Origin of the sequence: Mesorhizobium sp. LHD-90, from assembly GCF_030929505.1 — a bacterium.
Classification (GTDB): domain Bacteria; phylum Pseudomonadota; class Alphaproteobacteria; order Rhizobiales; family Rhizobiaceae; genus Kumtagia.
Map to the genome: position 1 here is coordinate 185850 of NZ_JAVFVV010000009.1, position 18419 is coordinate 204268.

General features: G+C 64.6%; 17 protein-coding genes. 6 read left to right on the plus strand and 11 right to left on the minus strand.

Annotated features, from left to right (window positions below; genetic code table 11):
• The first annotated feature begins 3 nt into the window (after positions 1-3).
• Together RB623_RS14765 and RB623_RS14770 are read left to right on the plus strand one after the other, a co-directional pair.
• Positions 4-1143: a VWA domain-containing protein gene (locus RB623_RS14765; RefSeq protein ID WP_308057624.1), complete on the plus strand. Its 1140-nt coding sequence runs from the start codon at positions 4-6 to the stop codon at positions 1141-1143.
• Between the two features lie 2 nt (positions 1144-1145).
• A complete protein-coding gene (locus RB623_RS14770) occupies positions 1146-2033 on the plus strand; it encodes an amidohydrolase (RefSeq protein WP_308057625.1) in 888 nt (295 codons plus the stop codon).
• 281 nt (positions 2034-2314) lie between these two features.
• On the opposite strand, the gene RB623_RS14775 is transcribed toward RB623_RS14770, so the two are convergent.
• The 5 genes from RB623_RS14775 to RB623_RS14795 form a co-directional block, all read right to left on the minus strand.
• On the minus strand, positions 2315-2479 hold the full coding sequence (locus RB623_RS14775) for a hypothetical protein (RefSeq protein ID WP_308057626.1): 165 nt from the start codon (positions 2477-2479) through the stop codon (positions 2315-2317).
• Positions 2479-3531, minus strand: a complete 1053-nt coding sequence (locus RB623_RS14780) for an ABC transporter ATP-binding protein (protein ID WP_308057627.1) — start codon at positions 3529-3531, stop codon at positions 2479-2481. Before RB623_RS14780 ends, RB623_RS14775 begins: the two co-directional genes overlap by 1 nt.
• A 6-nt stretch (positions 3532-3537) precedes the next feature.
• A complete protein-coding gene (locus RB623_RS14785) occupies positions 3538-4368 on the minus strand; it encodes a carbohydrate ABC transporter permease (RefSeq protein WP_308057628.1) in 831 nt (276 codons plus the stop codon).
• The gene (locus tag RB623_RS14790) at positions 4368-5297 is read right to left on the minus strand and encodes a sugar ABC transporter permease (protein WP_308057629.1); all 930 of its coding nucleotides are present in this window, start codon (positions 5295-5297) and stop codon (positions 4368-4370) included. The genes RB623_RS14785 and RB623_RS14790 overlap by 1 nt, the downstream gene beginning before the upstream one ends.
• 256 nt (positions 5298-5553) lie before the next feature.
• The gene (locus tag RB623_RS14795; protein ID WP_308057630.1) at positions 5554-6924 is read right to left on the minus strand and encodes a sugar ABC transporter substrate-binding protein; all 1371 of its coding nucleotides are present in this window, start codon (positions 6922-6924) and stop codon (positions 5554-5556) included.
• 164 nt (positions 6925-7088) lie between these two features.
• Between RB623_RS14795 and RB623_RS14800 the strand changes: the two genes are divergently transcribed.
• The 4 genes from RB623_RS14800 to RB623_RS14815 are packed head-to-tail and all read left to right on the plus strand — an operon-like array spanning position 7089 to position 10819.
• Complete coding sequence (locus RB623_RS14800) at positions 7089-7769, plus strand: 4-hydroxythreonine-4-phosphate dehydrogenase (RefSeq protein ID WP_308057631.1); 681 nt, start codon at positions 7089-7091, stop codon at positions 7767-7769.
• A 2-nt stretch (positions 7770-7771) separates the two neighbouring features.
• Positions 7772-9235: an FGGY family carbohydrate kinase gene (locus tag RB623_RS14805; protein ID WP_308057632.1), complete on the plus strand. Its 1464-nt coding sequence runs from the start codon at positions 7772-7774 to the stop codon at positions 9233-9235.
• Position 9236: 1 nt separating this feature from the next.
• On the plus strand, positions 9237-10034 hold the full coding sequence (locus RB623_RS14810) for an HAD-IIB family hydrolase (protein ID WP_308057633.1): 798 nt from the start codon (positions 9237-9239) through the stop codon (positions 10032-10034).
• Positions 10035-10036: 2 nt separating this feature from the next.
• A complete protein-coding gene (locus RB623_RS14815) occupies positions 10037-10819 on the plus strand; it encodes a DeoR/GlpR family DNA-binding transcription regulator (protein WP_308057634.1) in 783 nt (260 codons plus the stop codon).
• 334 nt (positions 10820-11153) lie between these two features.
• On the opposite strand, the gene RB623_RS14820 is transcribed toward RB623_RS14815, so the two are convergent.
• The 6 genes from RB623_RS14820 to RB623_RS14845 all read right to left on the minus strand — a co-directional run bounded on the left by RB623_RS14820 (position 11154) and on the right by RB623_RS14845 (position 18404).
• Positions 11154-12263: an oligopeptide/dipeptide ABC transporter ATP-binding protein gene (locus RB623_RS14820; protein WP_308057635.1), complete on the minus strand. Its 1110-nt coding sequence runs from the start codon at positions 12261-12263 to the stop codon at positions 11154-11156.
• Entirely contained in the window at positions 12260-13282 is a 1023-nt protein-coding gene (locus RB623_RS14825; RefSeq protein ID WP_308057636.1) for an ABC transporter ATP-binding protein, read from the minus strand. Before RB623_RS14825 ends, RB623_RS14820 begins: the two co-directional genes overlap by 4 nt.
• A complete protein-coding gene (locus tag RB623_RS14830; protein WP_308057637.1) occupies positions 13279-14418 on the minus strand; it encodes an ABC transporter permease in 1140 nt (379 codons plus the stop codon). The genes RB623_RS14825 and RB623_RS14830 overlap by 4 nt, the downstream gene beginning before the upstream one ends.
• Before the next feature lie 5 nt (positions 14419-14423).
• Complete coding sequence (locus RB623_RS14835) at positions 14424-15407, minus strand: ABC transporter permease (RefSeq protein ID WP_308057638.1); 984 nt, start codon at positions 15405-15407, stop codon at positions 14424-14426.
• Between the two features lie 69 nt (positions 15408-15476).
• Complete coding sequence (locus tag RB623_RS14840) at positions 15477-17474, minus strand: ABC transporter substrate-binding protein (RefSeq protein ID WP_308057640.1); 1998 nt, start codon at positions 17472-17474, stop codon at positions 15477-15479.
• Positions 17475-17618: 144 nt separating this feature from the next.
• Complete coding sequence (locus tag RB623_RS14845; protein WP_308057641.1) at positions 17619-18404, minus strand: DeoR/GlpR family DNA-binding transcription regulator; 786 nt, start codon at positions 18402-18404, stop codon at positions 17619-17621.
• Positions 18405-18419 lie beyond the last annotated feature (15 nt).

Consider the following 18419-nt stretch of genomic DNA (forward strand, 5'->3'; position numbering starts at 1 on the left):
GGCATGGCACCGCGCACTTCGACGCTGCCATGTGCCGCCGCGCCGTTCCTCGGCTTTGCGCGCCATTTGCGCGGTTTCGGCTTCGCCATCTCGCCGGGGCAGGTGACCAGTTTCATGCAGGCTGTCGCCCTTCTCGGTCCCCGTTCGATGAACGACATCCGCGAGGCGGCCTATGCGACCTTGGCTCCGCCGCCGGACCGGCGTGGCGAGTTCGACGCGCACTTTCGCGCCTTTTTTCATGGCGAGGTCGAGAATTTTATCGAAGTCGACGGGGAGGAAGAAACCGGCATCAAGGACGATGGCGGCGATCAGCGGCAGGAGGTCGACATCCGCCGGGACGACGAGAGCGGCGAAAGCGCCTCAGCCGCCGAAAGGCTCGGGCTGCGCGATTTCCGGAGAAATACCGAGGATGCGCTTGCGAGCTTCCGCCGCGAACTGCCGGCGGTGCTGCCGGTGCGGCGGTCGTTTCGCAACGTGCGCACCCATGCGCGCGGAAAATTGGATCTGCGGCGCTCGCTGCGCGAGATCGTGCAGGCGGACGGCGACGTCCCGATACCATTGTTTCGCAAGCGGCAGCTCGTGCCTCGCAAACTTTTGATCCTTATCGATATTTCCGGCTCGATGAAGCTCTGGACCGAGGACTATCTGCGGCTGGCGCATGCTGCCGTGCATGCGGCGGGCGCGGAAATCTTCACCTTCGGCACAAGGCTCACCCGGATCACCTCGCCTCTGCGCATCCGCGACCGAGAACAGGCGCTAGCCCGCGCCTCGGCGCTGGCGGAAGATTGGGACGGCGGCACGCGTATCGGCCCGGTTTTATTGGCTTTTTTGGCGGTGCCAAGGTTTTCGGCGTTCGCGCGAGGGGCGGCGGTGGTGATCTTGTCGGACGGGCTGGAGCGGGGAGACCATGCCGAGATGGAGACGGCGATACGCCGGCTTTCGGCGCGCGCCTGGCGGCTGTCGCTGGCGACACCACTCGCCGGCGACTTAAGGTTCCGGCCACAAACCGCAGCCCTGAAAGCGATTTTGCCGGTTCTCGACGATCTGGTCGATGGCTCGTCAATCGCGGCTCTGACAAAGTTCATTCTGGCCCTTGCCCGGCCTGCGCCGAGGGCGGAACATTTGTGGAACAAAAGAGCGTAACCATGCGGAAAGCCATCGATTCTCACTTCCACATCTGGCGGCAAAAGGACCAGCCGTGGCTGGTCGGGCCGATGGTTCCGCGCATCTTCGGGCCCTACGAACCGATCCGGCGGGACTATCCGATCGAGGAGTTTCTGGCCGACCAGGAGGGGTCCGGCGTCGGGAAGGCGGTGTACGTCCAGACCAATTGGGCCAAGGAGGATTTCGAGAAGGAAGTTGCTTTCCTGAGCGAGACGGCGGAGCGCAGCGGATGGCCGCATGCCATTGTCGGATATGCGGATTTTACCGTCGACGACGTCCGGCCGCAGATCGACCGGCTGATCAAATATCCGCTTTTGCGCGGGGTGCGGATGCAACTGCATTGGCACGAGACACCAGCCTTCCGTTTCGCCGGATCAGCCGACCAGGTGATCGACCCGACGGTTCGGAAAAACGTAGCCCGGTTAAAGGATTACGGCCTTTCCTTCGACCTGCAACTGTTTCCGGCGCAGATGAAGGACGGGTTGCAACTGGTTGGAGAGAATCCGCAAACCGACTTCATTCTGACCCATGCCGGCATGCTGACGGCAAGCGACGAAAAGACGATAGAGGAATGGAAGCAAGGTCTGCGGACGCTAGCTAAGGCCCCAAATTTATTCGCGAAATTGTCCGGCCTGGGCACGTTCGTGCATCGCAACGACCCGGAGCTGATCGCGCTGATTTACGACGCGGCGATCGAGATCCTGGGCAGCGACAGGCTGATGTTCGGCTCGAATTTCCCGATCGAGAAATTGTGGACCAGCCATGCCGAGCTGATCGCCGCGCATCGCGCGGCGGCGGCGCGCAAGAGCTTGAAAGATCAGGAGAATATTTTCGGGAACACGGCCGAGAAAGTCTATCGGCCGGTGTGAAACTGCACGAAAACTCAAGTCTGTGAAGTCCTGAATATCGAGCGATTTCAGAGGCTTAATGGGATGGGACATCGAAGGTAGCGCGATTGGCTTCATTCCGCGCCGATTTTTGGGACTTCGCGCTTCACAAGTGGGCATTTCGCGTTCGCGTGACGGCGTTTCGCATTCATCGGAAATGCTCTGTCGTGGAGCTTGTCGGCAGCCGTCGGTACTGGTCCACCTGATGCTGGCAGTACGATGAGGGCGCCCCTGATGCCGGACAAGCCGGAGCATGCGTCCGCTCAGAACCAGATCAGCCAGACAAGCTGCAGGACGACCAGCACGACGATGTCCCAGAAGATCAGCTCGCCGACAGTGAACCATTTTCGGCGGCGGTTGAAGCGTTGAAACGCCCAGGCGAACAGGGCGGCGGCCGGGACCGGCAGGAAGGTCAGCAGCGAGCCCATCAAAGACGCTGTCCGGTCTTGGCGTCGAAGGCATGCATGGCGCCCGACGGGAAACGCAAATGCAGCAGCGCGCCGTGCTCGGGGCCGCGCGTGCCGTTGGGGGTGCGCACGATCAGGCCGCTCGCGCCGCGCCGTGCGAAGATGAGCATGTCCGGCTCGACATGGTCGACCACGTCCACCTCGAAGACGACGGCATCCGCAGCCGAGGCGTCGACCAGCTCGATCTGCTCCGGCCTTATGCCGAGCGTGATCGGGCCGTCCGGCAATCCGGTCACGGGCAGGTCGAAGCCGGCTGCCCTGAAATTGCCTCCGGCCACGGCGCCGTCAAAAGTATTCATCGCCGGCCGGCCCATGAACTCGGCGACGAAGCGGCTGGCAGGCTTGCGGTAGACAGTCTGCGGCGTGTCGAACTGGACCAACTCGCCGTCGCGCAGGACGGCGACGCGGGTGGCGAGCGTCATCGCCTCTTCCTGGTCGTGGGTGACGAACACAAAGGTTTTTCGCAACTCGCGGTGCAGGCGCTTCAATTCGGTGCGCATGTGCAGCCGTAGCAGCGCGTCGAGGTTGGAGAGCGGCTCGTCCATCAGGCAGATGTCTGGCTGCCAGACCAGCGCGCGGGCGACCGCCACGCGCTGCGCCTGGCCGCCGGAGAGCTGGCCGGGCTTCCGGTTGAGGTAGCGGCCGATCTGCAGCAGGTCGGCCATGGCCTTGACGCTGCGCTCGATCTCGGCGCGCGGGATTTTTCGCACGCGCAGCGGGTAGGCGATGTTCTCGAAAACCGTCTTGTGGCTGTAGAGCGCGTAGTTCTGGAACACCATGCCGATGCCGCGCAGGCGTGGCGGCAGGGCGGTGATGTCGCGCCCTCCGACCAGGATGCGGCCGCCGGTCGGGTTCTCCAGTCCGGCCAGCACCCGGCAGGCCGTGGTCTTGCCGGAACCGGACGGCCCGAGCAGCACGATGAACTCGCCGGTCTCGAAGGCGAGATCAAGCCCGTGCAGGGCAGCGGTGCCGTCCGGAAATACCTTCGATATGCCCTCGAAAACGATGTCCATGCACGATCAGCCCTTGACGGCGCCAAATGTCAGTCCGCGGACCAGTTGCCGCTGAACGATGAAGGTGAAGACGACGATCGGCAGCGTGGCGACGATCGCGACCGCCGCCACCTGGCCCCATAGCGTGCCGTGCGGCGTCACCAGGCCGGGAATGCCCACGGTCAGCGGCCGGCCCTCGAAGGCGACCAGGATGAAGGCGTAGAGGAACTCGTTCCAGGACAGGATGAAGCACAGCACAGCCGTGGCGGCGAGGCCGGGGGCGGCGAGCGGCACGACGATGAACAGGAAGGCGCCGAGCCGCGAGCGCCCGTCCATGACCGCCGCCTCGTCGATCTCTCTCGGGATGTCGGCGAAGAAGCCGCGCATCATCCACACCACCAGCGACAGGTTGAAGGAGGTGTGGGCGATGACCACGGCATAGATCGTGTCGATCAGCCCGAGCGCGGTGAAGAACAGGAACAGCGGCACGGCGATCGAGATCGGCGGCGCCATGCGGGTCGTCAGGAAAAAGAAGAACAGGTCTTCCTTGCCCGGAAAATCCATACGGGCGAAGACATAGGCCGCCGGCGCGCCGATGGCGATGCAGAGCGCGGTCGAGGACGTAGAGATGACCAGCGAGTTTATGGCGAGCGGCCAGTAGTCCTTGCCGATGAAGACGGCGGGATAGTTGGCGAGCGTCGGCGTGAACGTCCATTTGGGAATCGAGGCGAACAGGTCGACCCGGTTCTTGAACGACGCCAGCACGATCCAGAGGTAGGGGGTGAGCGCAACCACCACCGCGACGGCCAGAACGGCCCAGGCGAAGGCGACCCACGGACGGCTTGCCGGGCGATCCATCAGCCATGCCCTCCGAGCGGCGCCGGCCTGTTGGCCGACCAGTAGATCGCCTTGTAAAAGATCGAGCAGAGGATCAGCACGACCAGATAGACCATGAAGGCCACCGCCGCGCCGTAGCCGAGGTCCCAGTTCCGGAAGTTGACGCGGTAGGCATAGATGGAGACGAGTTCGGTCAGCGTGCCCGGCCCGCCGCCGGTCATGATGAACACCTTGTCGAATTCCTTGAAGGCGTCGATGCCGCGCAGCAAAAGCACCAGCGCGATGATGGGCTTCAGCAGCGGCAGCATGACGTCGAGGAAGACGCGGACCGGGCCGGCGCCGTCCATCATCGCCGCCTCGATGGGCGAGCGCGGCAGACTCATCAGCCCGGCCAGCATGACCAGCGTGACGAAGGGCGTCCACTGCCAGACGTCGATGGCGACGATGGCCGGGAAGACGAGGTCCGGCGACGACAGCACGGCGGCGTTCTGCGACAGCAGGCCGACCTTGCGCATGTAATAGGTGACCATGCCGAAATCGCCCTGCAGCAGCAGGCGCCAGATCAGGCCGACGGCAACGGGAGCGATCATCATCGGGATGAGCAGCAGCGTGGTCAGCAGCCGCTGGCGGGCGACAAATCTGAAGATCAGGAAGGCGAGCGCGAAGCCAAGCACGAATTCGATCGAGACGGCGAGCACGACGAACCTCAGCGTGAGCAGGAACGAGTCCCAGAACAGCGGGTCGTCGCGCATCAATTTGCGAAAATTGTCGAGGCCGACGAAGTTGCCGTTGCGGCTGGCGTCGGCGAAGCTGAGATCGGTCAGCGCCGTGTACATCATGTAATAGAACGGGCCGACGAGGAACACGACGACAAGCAGCGTCGCAGGCAGGACCAGCAGCGGTCCGACGCCGCGGTCGAGCAGGAGCGTTCCACGGGTGCTGGCGGTCATGGGCAAACCGGCTCTCAAGAAAGGTGCAATATCATAGGGAGTCATCTTGGCCGATAAAGCACCCCCACTCCGGCCCTTCGGGCCACCTCTCCCCCCTAAGAGGGGTAGAGGAAACCAGGCTGCAGAAGCGCCGGCATCGCGGCAGCGCCTTTCCTCTACCCCTCTTAGGGGGGAGAGGTGGCCCGAAGGGCCGGTGAGGGGGTGCCTAAGACAGACGGCCGCCCCAAAAAGGCGGCCGTCGCGCTGCCTGACGAGCCTATAGTGCCGGATAGCTCATCGGCGCGCAGGAGCCGAGAAGTTTCGAGATTTCCGTGGCCGCCGTGTCGAGTGCGGCCTTGGAGCTCTTCTCCCCGGTGAGCGAGGAGGAAAGCTCGCGCACCAGGATGTCGGTCATCTCGGAGGATTGCGGCAGCGTCGCCTTCGGCCTGCCGGCCTCGTGCGCGGCCATCGAGGCGTTGGAGTAGGGCAGCTTCTGCACTTCGGCCGCGGCGTAGACGTCGGGCCGACCGGTGGCGCCGCCATTGAGATGCTGCTCCAACTGGCGGTCGTAGCCCATCATCCACTGCATGAACAGGAAGGCCGCCTGCTGGTTCTTCGAATAGGTCGGCACAAGATAGGACCAGCCTTCGATCTGGCCGACCTTGCCGCCTTCGCCCTGCGGGGTGATGTCGAAGCCGACCTTGCCGACCACCGTCGAGGCGGTCTCGTCGACGGCGACGGCGTAGGTGGCGTCGTTCCACATGATCAGCTCGGCGACCTTGCCCTGCTGCATGAGGGCCATCACGTCGTCCCAGAAATAGTTCAGGCTGTCCGGCGGCGAATAGGCGAGCAGGCTCTTGTAGTAGTCAAGCGCAGCAACGGCTTGCGGGCTGTTGACGATGACCGGGCCGCATTCGGAACCGCTCTTCACGTCGAGCACATCGCCGCCGAAGGAATAGAGGAAGTTCAGCCATTCATACCACAGCGCCTCGTGGCGCTTGGCCTGCAGCGCGGTGCCGTAGAGGCCCTGGTCGGGCCGATAAAACCATTCGGCGATATCGCGATACTGGTCCCAGTTCTGGGCGGGGGCGAGGTCGTAGCCGTATTTTGCCTTGAAACCTTCCATCTCCTTGGGATCGGAGAGCAGGTCGGTGCGATACCACATGAAAAGGTTGAGAACGGTGAACGGGAAACCGTACATCTTGCCGTCGTACCAGGAGATCTCCTTCCACGGCTTCTCGTAGAGCTGCTCTTCCGGTTTGAAGGTCGGGTCGCGCAGGGCGGCGTCGTTCATGAAGCCGGCAAGGTCGAGCAAATGGCCGTTGGTGGCGAACTTGCCGAGTTCGCGATGCGGCTGGATGATGACGTCGTAGCGGCCGCGCCTGGAGTTGAGGTCGAGCTGCACCTTGTTGACCGCTTCCGAGTGCTCGTACATCTCGACTTCGACGTCGATGCCGGTGGCCTGCTCGAACTGTGGCGCCAGCTTCGCCAGCGCCTCCAGCGGCGGCAGCGCCTCGCCGACGACGCGGACGGTGGCACCGCTATAGGGCTTGGCGGCTTCTTCCAGTGTCCATGCCCCAGCCTGCGCAACCTGCAACAGGACTGAGGCGATGCCTCCCATGATGAGGCGACCTGCAAAAGTCTTCATGACGATCTCCCGATTGTTCCCCTTGGCTGATGGCTTTGTGGCATAGAATGTGCCATGTCGCAAACAAAAATGTGGCAACTTGCAAATTTCTGTGGAACGGTGTTATGACCGTCTCAGCGGGCCGGAATGGACGCGCAACCGAAAAGAATGCAGGGTGCCGGATCGTGATGGATTTCATATTCATGCTGACGCGCGACGACCGCACGGTAGAGGACAGCCTCGACCTGATGAGGCTGATCGAGCCGGTCGGCCTGAAGCATGTCGGCTTCAAGGATATCGGCGTGCCGCCCTCTGTGCTGAAGACGCTGGTCGCGGACATCCACCGGGCCGGCGCGGTCTCTTACATGGAGGTGGTCTCGACCACGCCGGAGGCCTGCCTGCAATCTGCGCGCATCGCCCGCGAGCTCGGTGTGCAGCGGCTGCTCGGCGGCACGCAGGTGGACGAAATCCTGGAAATCCTCGGCGGCAGCGGGACCAGCTATTTTCCCTTCCCCGGCAAGCCGGCCGGCCATCCGACGAAACTCGGCGGCACGGCGGCCGATGTGGAAGCGGATTGCCGGGGATTTGTCGGCAAGGGTTGTGCCGGCTGCGACATCCTTGCATATCGCGCGACAGAAGCCGAGCCGATCGACCTGGTGCGCGCCGCCCGAAAGGGGCTGGGGCCGGAAAAGTATCTGATCGTCGCCGGTGCCGTCACCTCGGCGGAGCGGATCAGGGCGGTCAAGGCGGCGGGCGCGGACGCCTTCACCATCGGCACGGCGGTGTTCAACGGCTCCTACTCGCCGTCGAAGGGCTCGATCATCTCGCAGCTCCGCGACGTTCTCGCCGACTGCGAGAGCGCCTGAGCGTGGCGGTCGTCGGCGTCGATCTCGGTACGCAGAGCCTGAAGGCGGTCGTCGTCGACGGCGATTTCAGGCTGCGCGGCGAGGCGGGCGTGAGCTACCAGCCGAGCTTCCCGGCGCCAGGATGGGCGGAACAGGATCCAGCGCTCTGGCTCGGCGCGCTGCGGCCGGCGATCCGCAAGGCGCTGGAGGCGAGCAAGCTGAAGCCGCGCGACATCAAGGGCATCGCCGTCAGCGGCCAGCTCGACGGCTGCGTGCCGGTGAACGGCGATGGCCGCGCGCTGGCGCCCTGCATCATCTGGATGGACCGGCGCGCGGTGGCGGAGGTAGCCGGCATCGATGCCGGTCACATCCGAGAGCGGACCGGGCTGGTGCTCGACGCCTCGCATATGGCTGCCAAGATTCGCTGGATGAAGCAAAACCTGCCGGAGACGGCGGCCTGCCGCATGTGGCACCAACCGGTGTCGTACATGCTGCAGAGATTGTGCGGCGAAGCGATGATGGACCATGGGCTGGCCTCGACGACCATGCTCTACGGCCTCAAGGAGCGAGGTTATGCCGACGACCTGCTCGACCTGTTCGACGTTGATCGGGAAAAGATGCCGGCGATTGGCGAGGCGTCTTCGGCGGCCGGCATGCTGTCGAGGGCTGGCGCGGACCTCACCGGGCTGCCGGAAGGCATCACGGTGGCGGTCGGCACCGGCGACGATTTCACCAACGCAATCGGCGCCGGCGTGGTCGAGCCGGGCACGGTGTCGGTGAGCCTCGGCACGGGAGAAGTCATCGGCGCGGTGTCGGATGATCCCAGGCTGGACGGCGAGGGCCTGCTCCAGACCCACGGTTATGTCGGCGGCCGCTTCTATCTCGGCAATCCGGGCTGGCTGGCCGGTGGCGCGGTCACCTGGTTCCTGTCGACCTTCAGCGCCGGTACGCCGGCCGAGCTTTCGGCATTGGCTGCGAGCGCTGCGCCCGGAAGCGGCGACCTGTTGTTCCTGCCGGCGCTCAACGGCGCGATGGCCCCGCGATGGATAGAAGGCGCGCGCGGCGCCTTCTACGGGCTGACGCCCGCCCACGGCCGGGCCGCCTGCGCCCGCGCCTTGCTGGAAGGCTGCGCCTTCGCCATGCGCGACGTGGTCGACCGGCTGGAGGCGATGGGCGTCGGGGCCGGCCGCATCCGCCTGTGCGGCGGCGGCGCCAAGAGCCGCATCTGGGCGCAGATCCGCGCCGACGTCAGCCGCCGGCCGGTTGAGGTGCTGAACGCCGCCGACACCTCGCCGATCGGCGCCGCCATCCTGGCGAGCGTCGCGGTGGGTGGCGCGGCCAGCGTCGCAGAAGCCGCGGCGGCGGTACCGCGCACGCTGGACACCATCATGCCCGACCCGGCGCGCGCCGACCTCTACGACCGCTGCTATCGCCGCTACCGCACCCTGTTCGAGGCGCTGGCGCCGCTCTACGCGGAAGGCGCGTGACATGCGGCCGCTCGCCGGGATGCCGATGGAGGAGCGGCGGAAGATTTCGGTGGTGCTGACCGACATCGACGACACGCTGACCGAGCACGGCCGGCTGCCGGCAAAAGCCTATTGCGCGCTGGAGCGGCTGAAGCAGGCGGGTTTTATTGTTGCCCCGGTGACCGGCCGGCCCGCCGGCTGGTGCGACCTGATCGCCCGGCAATGGCCGGTGGACGGGGTGGTGGGCGAAAACGGCGCATTCTTCTTCCGCTACGAAGACGAGAGCAGGCGGCTCACCCGCCACTACGCCAAGAGTTTTGACGAGCGTCGGTGCGATGCGGCGCTTCTGGCGCAGATCCGCGATGCGGTCCTGGCGGAAGTGCCCGGCGCGGCAGTGGCAGCCGATCAGGCTTACCGCGAGGCCGATCTCGCCATCGACTTCTGCGAGGATGTGCCGCCGCTGGCCAAGGCGGACGTCAAAAGGATCGTCGGCATCTTCGAGCGCTTCGGCGCCACCGCAAAAGTCTCGTCGATCCACGTCAACGGTTGGTTCGGCGGATACGACAAATTGTCGACCAGCCGGCTGTTCCTGCGCGAGTGTTTCGGCATCGATATCGACCAAGATCGTGACCGGATCGTCTTCGCTGGCGACAGTCCCAACGATTCCCCCATGTTCGGCTTCTTCCCCAACAGCGTCGGTGTAGCTAATGTGCTTGATTTCGGGGCTGATTTGCCCGCGCCGCCGGCGTATGTGGCTAAAGGTCGAGGCGCTGACGGATTCGCCGAACTCGCGGACATGCTGATCGCGGCAAAGGGGTAGGAATGGACAACGGCAGGCTGACCAAGAAGGAAAGGCACGAGCTCATCCTTTCCGAGATAAGAACCTCGGCCGCCATCCGCATCTCGAAACTCGCCAAGCGGATCGGCGTCGCCGGCGAGACCATCCGCCGCGACCTGATCGAACTTGGCGACGCCGGGCTGATCAACCGCACCTATGGCGGCGCCACCATCTCGCTGGTGACCAGCGAGCCGGCGATCTCCGAACGCGGCCTGACGCTGGTCGATGAGCGCGCGCGCATCGGCCGCGGCACGGTCGGGCTGGTCGAGAAGGGCCAGATCGTGATGATCGACGGCGGCTCGACCACCTACGAGGCGGCGCGCAACCTGGCGCAGTTCAGCCGCGACCTGACGATTATCACCAATTCGACCGGCATAGCCTCGGTCTCCGGCGGCAACCCCACCTTCCGCGTCATCCTTTGCCCTGGCACTTACGACAATCGCGAGGGCAGCGTGCTTGGCGAGGACACGGTCGAATATGTCAGCCGCTACAATGCCGACGTCGCCATCATCGGGGCGTCCGGCATAACGGTGGACGGACCGAACGACATGATTTCCGGGGCGGTCGCCGTGAAGCGGGCGATGATCGACCAGGCCATGTCGACGGTGCTGGTCGTCACCCACGACAAGTTCGGCCGCGCCAGCCTGCAGCGCGTCTGCAAGCTCGGCGACATTTCCGACATCGTCACCGATGCCGAGCCGCCGGCCGGGTTCCGCGAGGCGATGCAGCAGGTGGGGTCGGAGTTGCACGTGTTCGCGGGGCGGTGAGGGATTTGCTACAAGTGTTCACCGTCTAGCGGAGCAACCGCAGATGGTCGTCGTCGTATTCCGTCCAACACCCCTCATCCGACCTCGCTTCGCTCGGCCCCCTTCTCCCACAAGGGGAGAAGGGGATGTTTCGCGGTAGCCTCGCCGCCAATCGCCAACGTTGGAGATTTGCAGAAGCGAAGCGGCCGAACTCCCCCTTCTCCCCTTGTGGGAGAAGGTAGCCGAGCGAAGCGAGGTCGGATGAGGGGTGTTGGACGAAATACGACGATGCCCATTTGCGATTGCCACGCTGTTAGCGGTTTGAGATGTGCCGTTGGCGAGGCAGCCCTGCCGATCAAAAACGATCATCAGTCGCCTCCTGCCGCTCCGACCCCGCGAAATCCAGCGCACCGCGAAGTTTCAACTGGTCAGCATGATGGCAGGCGACCATGTGGCCGTCGGCCAAGTCGCGAAGCGGGGGTACACGCTCGGCGCAGAGCGCGGTGGCGTAGATGCAGCGTGTTCGGAAACGGCAGCCGGAGGGCGGGTTGGCCGGGTCGGGGCGCTCGCCGGTGAGCAGGATCGGCCGGCGCGGAGCGTCCGGGTCGGGTTCCGGCACCGCCGACATCAGCGCCTCGGTGTAGGGATGCTTTGGCTTGTAATAGACCTGGCGAGTGGTACCGACTTCGACGATCTTGCCGAGATACATGACCGCGACGCGGTTGCAGACATAGGCGACGGCGGCGAGGTCGTGGGCGATGAACAGGTAGGTGAGCCCCAGGCTTTCCTGAAGGTCGGCGAGAAGGTTGAGAATTTGCGCCTGGATCGACACGTCGAGCGAGGAGATCGGCTCGTCGCAGACCACCAGCGCCGGATTGAGCACCAGCGCGCGGGCAATGGCGATGCGCTGGCGCTGGCCGCCGGAGAAGGCGTGCGGGAAACGCTTCAACTGGTCCTTCGACAGGCCGCATTTCACAGCGATGTCTAGCACGCGGTCGTCGATCTGCCTGCGCGACAGCCGGCCCCAGTCACCCGCGCCGGCGATCAGCGGCTCGGAGACGATGTCACGCACCGTCATGCGTGGATTCAGCGACGCGTAGGGGTCCTGAAAGATCATCTGCATGTGGTGGCGCGAGCGGCGCAGCGCCTGCTTGTCGAGGCTGGTGACGGCAAGCGTGCCGCCACCCGCGGCCAGTTCGACCGTGCCGGCGGTCGGTTCGACGCCGCGCAGCACCGCCAGCCCGAGCGTCGTCTTGCCGGAGCCGCTTTCGCCGACCAGGCCGAGCGTCTCGCCGCGCGCGATCTCGAACGACACGTGGTCGACCGCGCTGACATAGCCGGCCGGTTTTGCGAAGAAGCCTTTGGTGCGGGTGGGGAAGCGTACCGACAGGTTTTTCACCGTCAGCAGGGCTGTCGCCGAAGGTCCTTCGGCAGCCTGTGGCCTCGAAGCAGTTTCAGTCGTCATGCCAAAACCTTCTCGCCATGGACACATTCGACCTCGTGGCGGCCGCTGGCATAACGCGGCGGCTGCAACTCGGCGCAGCGCGGCAGCACGGCGACCGGACAGCGCGGATGAAAGCGGCAGCCGGGCGGCACGTCGAATATGTTTGGCACCGAGCCGGCGATCGGACGGATGCGCCGGCCGCGATCGATGTCGCCGAGGCGCGGAACCGCGTCGAGCAAAGCCCGCGTGTAGGGATGCGCGGGCCTGCGAAAGATGTCGCGCACCGGGGCGCTCTCGATGATGCGGCCGGAATACATGACGGCCACCCGGTCGGCCATCTGGGCGACGATGCCGAGATCGTGGGTGATGAACAGGATCGCCATGCCGAGGTCGCGCTGCAGGCTGCGCAGCAGTTCGAGGATCTGGCCCTGGATGGTGACGTCGAGCGCGGTGGTCGGCTCGTCGGCGATGAGCAGGCTCGGTCCGCAGATGAGCGCCCGGGCGATCATGGCGCGCTGGCGCATGCCTCCGGAGAATTCCGACGGGTATCGGTCGAGCGCCCCGACGGGATCGGGGATGCCGACCTTGCCGAGCAGTTCGGCGGCCCGGGCGCGGGCCGCCTTGCGGCCGACGTCCTCATGTACGGTCACGACCTCGGCGATCTGCTGGCCGATCGTGTGGATGGGCGAGAAGGAACTCATCGGCTCCTGGAAGATCATGCCCATGCGCGCGCCGCGGATCGCCTCGATGCCTTTGCCGCGTGCACCCAGCTTCGCCACGTCGGCACGGAAACCGTCTTGGGTGTGCAAAGCGATCTCGCCGCGCGCCACCTTCAGGTTGGCGCCGAGCAGTTGCATCAGCGCAAGCGCCGTCACGCTCTTGCCCGAGCCGCTTTCGCCGACCAGCGCCAGCACCTCACCGCGCGCGATGTCGAATGACACGTCCTGGGTGATCGGCACGGCATGGCCGTCGCGCGTGTCCAGCGCGATCGACAGGCCGCGCACGGAAAGAACTGGAGTGTCGATGGGTGCGATCATCATGATTTCGAATAGGGGTCGGCGGCATCGCGCAGGCCGTCGCCGACGAAGTTGAAGGCGAGCACGGCGATGATGACGAAGACGCCGGGGATCATCAGCCACGGCGCCTGGTCGATGGCGCGGATGCTTTGCGCGGCGAAAAGCAGCACGCCCCAGCTTTCGACGGGCTCGCGCAGGCCAAGGCCGAGGAAGGAGAGCGAGGTTTCCGCCAGCAGGATTTCCGGAAACGCGATCGAGGCATCGACGATCAGGTAGCTGAGGAAGGACGGCAGCAAATGGCGGCGGATGATGCGCGCGTCCGAGCAGCCGGAGAGCCGCGCGGCGAGCACGAAATCCTCGTGGCGGGTGGCGAGCAGCTTGCTGCGTACGGTGCGGGCCAGCCATGTCCAACCGAGCAGCGCCAGGATCGTGGTGATGGCGAGATAGGTAGCGAGCGGCCCCCAGTCGCGCGGCATCAGCGCCGCCAGCGCCAGCCACAGCGGCAGCGTGGGGATGGAGCGGATGAACTCGATCAGCCGCATGATGAAATTGTCGATCCACCCGCCGAAATAGCCGGCGATGCCGCCGATCGCGGCGCCGAGGATGAAGGAAACGGTGACGCCGACCAGCGCCACGCCGAGCGAGGCGCGCGTTGCATGCACGGTTCGCGAGAACAGGTCGAGCCCGGTAAAATCCGTGCCGAACAGGTGGACAAAACCTTCGTCCGTGCCGAACAGATGAATGTCGGTCGGGATGATGCCGAACAGCCGGTAGGGCGTGCCGCGCACGAAGAAGCGGATCGGCCATTTCTGCGAGATGTCGGCCTGGTGCGTCATGCGCAGCGTGACCATGTCGCGCACAGCCTTGCTGCCATAGACGAAGGGACGCAGATGGACGGCGCCGGTCTCGTCGATCATCCGCGGCAGCATCGGCGGCCCGGCGACATAGCTCGGATTGCGCTGGCCGGGCGGGTAGGGGCTGATCGTCTCGGCGAACAGCGTCATGGCCAGGAAAACGCCGAGCAGCGCCATGCCGACCATCGCCATCTTGTGGCGGCGGAACTTCCACCACATCAACTGCCACTGGCTGGCGAGATCGGGACGGTAGCGCTTGCGGCGGAACAGGAAACGCGACGGCGCGAGGCTTTCGAGCAGGGACATCGCCGTCACTCCAGCCGGATGCGCGGATCGAGCAGCACGAGCAGCAGGTCCGACACGAAGGTGCCGATGATCGTGAGCAGGCAATAGAGGAAGATGAGCGCGCCGGCGAGGTACATATCCTGGTTGAGCAGCGCGTTGAGGAAGAGCGGGCCGGTGTCGGGCAGCGCCAAAACATAGCCGACGATCGGCGCGCCCGAGATGACGTAGGTCAGCCGCCAGCCGAGCGTCGCGGCGATCGGATTGAGCGCCATGCGGACGGGATAGCGGATGAGCAGTTGCATCGGCGACAGGCCGCTCGCCTTGGCGGCGAGCACATACATCTTGTCGAGTTCGTCGAGCACGGCGGCGCGCATCGAGCGGATCAGATAGGCGGTGCCGGCGGTGCCGAGCACCAGCACCGGGATGACCAGATGGGCGAGGAAATCCTTTACCCGCGCCCAGCTCCAAGGCGCGTTGGCGAATTCCGGCGAGAACAGGCCGCCGACGCTCTGCCCGAAATATTTCTGGCCGAGATACATCAGCACCAGCGCCAGCAGGAAATTCGGGATGGCAAGTCCGAGATAACCGATCAGCGACGAGGCATGGTCGCCGAAGGAATAGCGATGAACCGCCGAATAGATGCCGATCGGGATCGACACCGCATACATGAAAAGCAGGGTGGAGAAGGCGATCGCCAGCGTCAGCGGCATGCGCTCGGCGATGACCTCGCCGACCGGACGCCGCCACGCCCAACTGAAGCCGAAATCGCCCTGCACCGCCCCGGAGAGCCAGCGCCAGTATTGCTCGTGCCAGGGCTTGTCGAGGCCGAGTTCGACGCGCACCGCCTGCACGTCCGCCGCGCTGATGATGGCGCCCGTCGCCGCCTTCTTGGCCGCGACGATCTCGGCATAGTCGCCGGGCGCGGCCTGGATGATGACGAAGGAGGCGAAGGAGACGAGCAGCAGCGTCGCCGCCATGTAGGCAAGCCGGCGTGACAGAAACGAGATCATCGCGCTCCCTGCCTGTCGTGGATCTGACTTTGGGTCCGAGCGAGACTGCCGCTCGGCCGGATTCTAGGACTATTCCTTGAACCAGGTGTCCGGCTGGTAGGGATAAAGATAACCGAAGTTGTAGTGCACCGTCTTCATGTCGGTCTTGACGTTCTTGAGGCGGTTGCTGACGACGACCGGTTTTGGAAGCTCGCCGATCGTGCCAATGATCGTCATGTTCTCGAGATTGAGCTTGATCAGTTCCTTGCCGAGTTCCACATAGCGATCCGTGCCCGGAAGCACCGTCTTCCATTCGCGCGCGATCTCATACATGCGCTTGGCCCAGGCCGGCGGTTCTTCGCCCTTCGTGCCGCCGGTCATGTCCCATTCGCGCCACTGCACGCCGAACAGCGGCGAAAGGTCGGAGTAGTAGGGAACGTAGAGGCCGATATTGGCAATGAGCGTCGGCTCGTAGGGAACGTCCCACTCCATGTTGATGTCGGAGCGGCTTGTCCTGGCGTTCTCGCGCGTCGCCTCGCTGGTCAGTTCCTTCGGATTGACGTTCAGGCCGACCGCCTTGAGGTAGTCGGTCATCAGCTTGACGAATTCGGCGTTGGCGAACTGGCTCGAATACTCCCACAGGATGGTGAAGGGCGAGCCGTCCGGGAAGCTGCGCATGCCGTCTTCGCCGCGCTTCATGCCCATTTCGTCGAGCAGGGCGTTCGCCTTTGCGACGTCGTAGTCGATCATAAAGTTGGCGTCGGCCTCGGTGGCGAAGGAGAGCTGAGCCGGCAATGCCTGGCTGGGTTTTCCGAGGCCGAAATACAGGACCTGGTTCATCTCCTCGCGATTGATCGCGTGGCTGATCGCCTGGCGGAAGCGCAGGTCGCCATAGACGGCCCTGAGCTTCGGATCGACATGAGTGATGTTGAAGGCCAGCGCGTTGCCGATCGAGCCGGGCGGCAGAAGCACCGCGAAGCCGCCCTTCGCCTCGTTCTCCTTGAAGGTCGGATAGGAACTGAGTTCGTTGCCCTGCGCCTTGAAGTCGACCTCGCCGTTGAGGATCGCCAGCACCTGCAGGTCGGCGTTGAGGAAGCGCTCGCGCACCCGGTCGATGTAGGGGAGCTGCTGCCCCGAGCTATCGACCTTGAAGTAGTAGGGATTGGCCTTCAGCAGGCGCTGCTGGGTGTCCGGCGCGATCTCGATGACATGGGCTTCCAGCGTAGGCACCTCGAGCGCGGCGGCCGAGATCGACGCATCGTCATGGTACTTGTTGTAGTAGTTGGCAAACCACTTCTTCCAATCCTCGAAGCCGGCGGCCTTGGCCTCTTCGTTCGCCTTCGGATTGTATTTCGGCATGAATTTCTTGAAGAAATGCGCCGGCGCGAAGGTACTGAAATACGAGCCGTTGGTGGCCATGTAGGTGAGGAAGCCGGGGAACGGCTCGTCGAACGACACCTCGACATGCTGGTCGTCGATCTTTTTCGCATGCACGTTGACGCCCCATTCGGTGGTCGTCTCGGGGCTCAGGTCCTTGTTCTGGATAATGTCCTCGAAGAAGAAGACCACGTCGTCGGCGCCGAACGGCGTGCCGTCCGACCATTTGTGGCCCTTGCGCAACTCGAAGGTGATCGACTTGTGGTCGTCGGCCCATTTCCAGGAGCGCGCGACGTTCGGCACGATGGTCTGCAGATCGTCGGAGATGCGCACCAGCACCGCCTGCCGCCAGCTCAATATGTCGGAGGTTCCGGAGGTCGGCGCGCGCGACGTACCTTCGATCGTGCCGCCATATTTGCCGCATTCGACATAGGGCAGGACGACCAGCGGCTGTTCGGGCAGGCGCTCGCCCACCGGCTTCAATTTGCCGGTTTTGACATCCTCCGCGAACAGCGGGTTTTCGGTGAGCGTCAGGCTGACGCCAGCGGCGGCGGCCTCGTCAATCTCGACCTGCTGTGGAAACGCTCCCTTCAAATTTTGCGGGTCGGCGACGGTCGGGCATGCGGCCGCGAATGCTGCCACGGAACTCAGCAAGGCCAGAGAAAGGACGGAGATGCCGAGCGCGGCCCTTCGCTTGTCAAAAAGCGTCATGCTTCCACTCCCCCGGTTACGGCGTTGAACGCCAGATTGCGAGAATGGAGAAATAGAATGACTAAATGGTCATCGTGTCAATCGCAAGAATGCCTGGTCGGGCATAAATTTGTTGAACCCGCCACATGAAATGTCATGAAGACGTCATCGGATCGTGCTTTGGGCTGGGTCTGCTATGATAATTTCCACGCCGGCCGCCCGGAGTGCGTTCTCGACGGCATCGTCCGGCGCGCGCTCGGTCACCAGGCGATGCACCCGATCTGCCTTGCAGACCTGGAACAAGGCGTGCCTGCCGAGCTTGCTGCTGTCGGCCAGCACGGTGACGCGGCGGGCGCTGGCGATCATCGCCCGCGCGATGAAAGCCTCGTCGGCATTGAAGTCCATGAAGGTGCCGCCCTGGTCGACGGCGCCGACGGTAAGCACCGCGTGGTCGGTGTGCAGGCGCTGGATCTGGTCGACGACCAGCGACCCCAGCACCTCATGCCCGCCGCCGAAATAGCGGCCGCCAAGCAGATAGACCTCGCTGGGCGAGGGGGACGACCACATCTCCGCGGCCACCACGGTGGAGTTGGTGATGACCGTGAAACTGCCGGAATTCTTCAACGCTTCCGCGAAATAGGCGGTGGTCGAGCCCGCGTCGATCAGCAGGCTGTCGCCTTGCCGGAACAATCCGGCTGCGGTCCGGCCGATGGCGATCTTCTCGGCGCGCGCCGCTGCGCGCCGGTCGCCGAGCGGGCTTTCCTGAGCTGTCTGCGTGTACACCGCGCCGCCATGCACTTTCCGCAGCAGCCCCTGTTCGGACAGCAGCGTCAGGTCGCGCCGTACCGTTTCGCGGGACGTTTCGAGCAGCGCGGCCAACTCGTCGACGCTGATCCTGGTCGCTTCCTTGACCAGCAGGGCCATTCGTTCGCGGCGTTCTTCCGGCTTCATGTTGCAAAACCACCA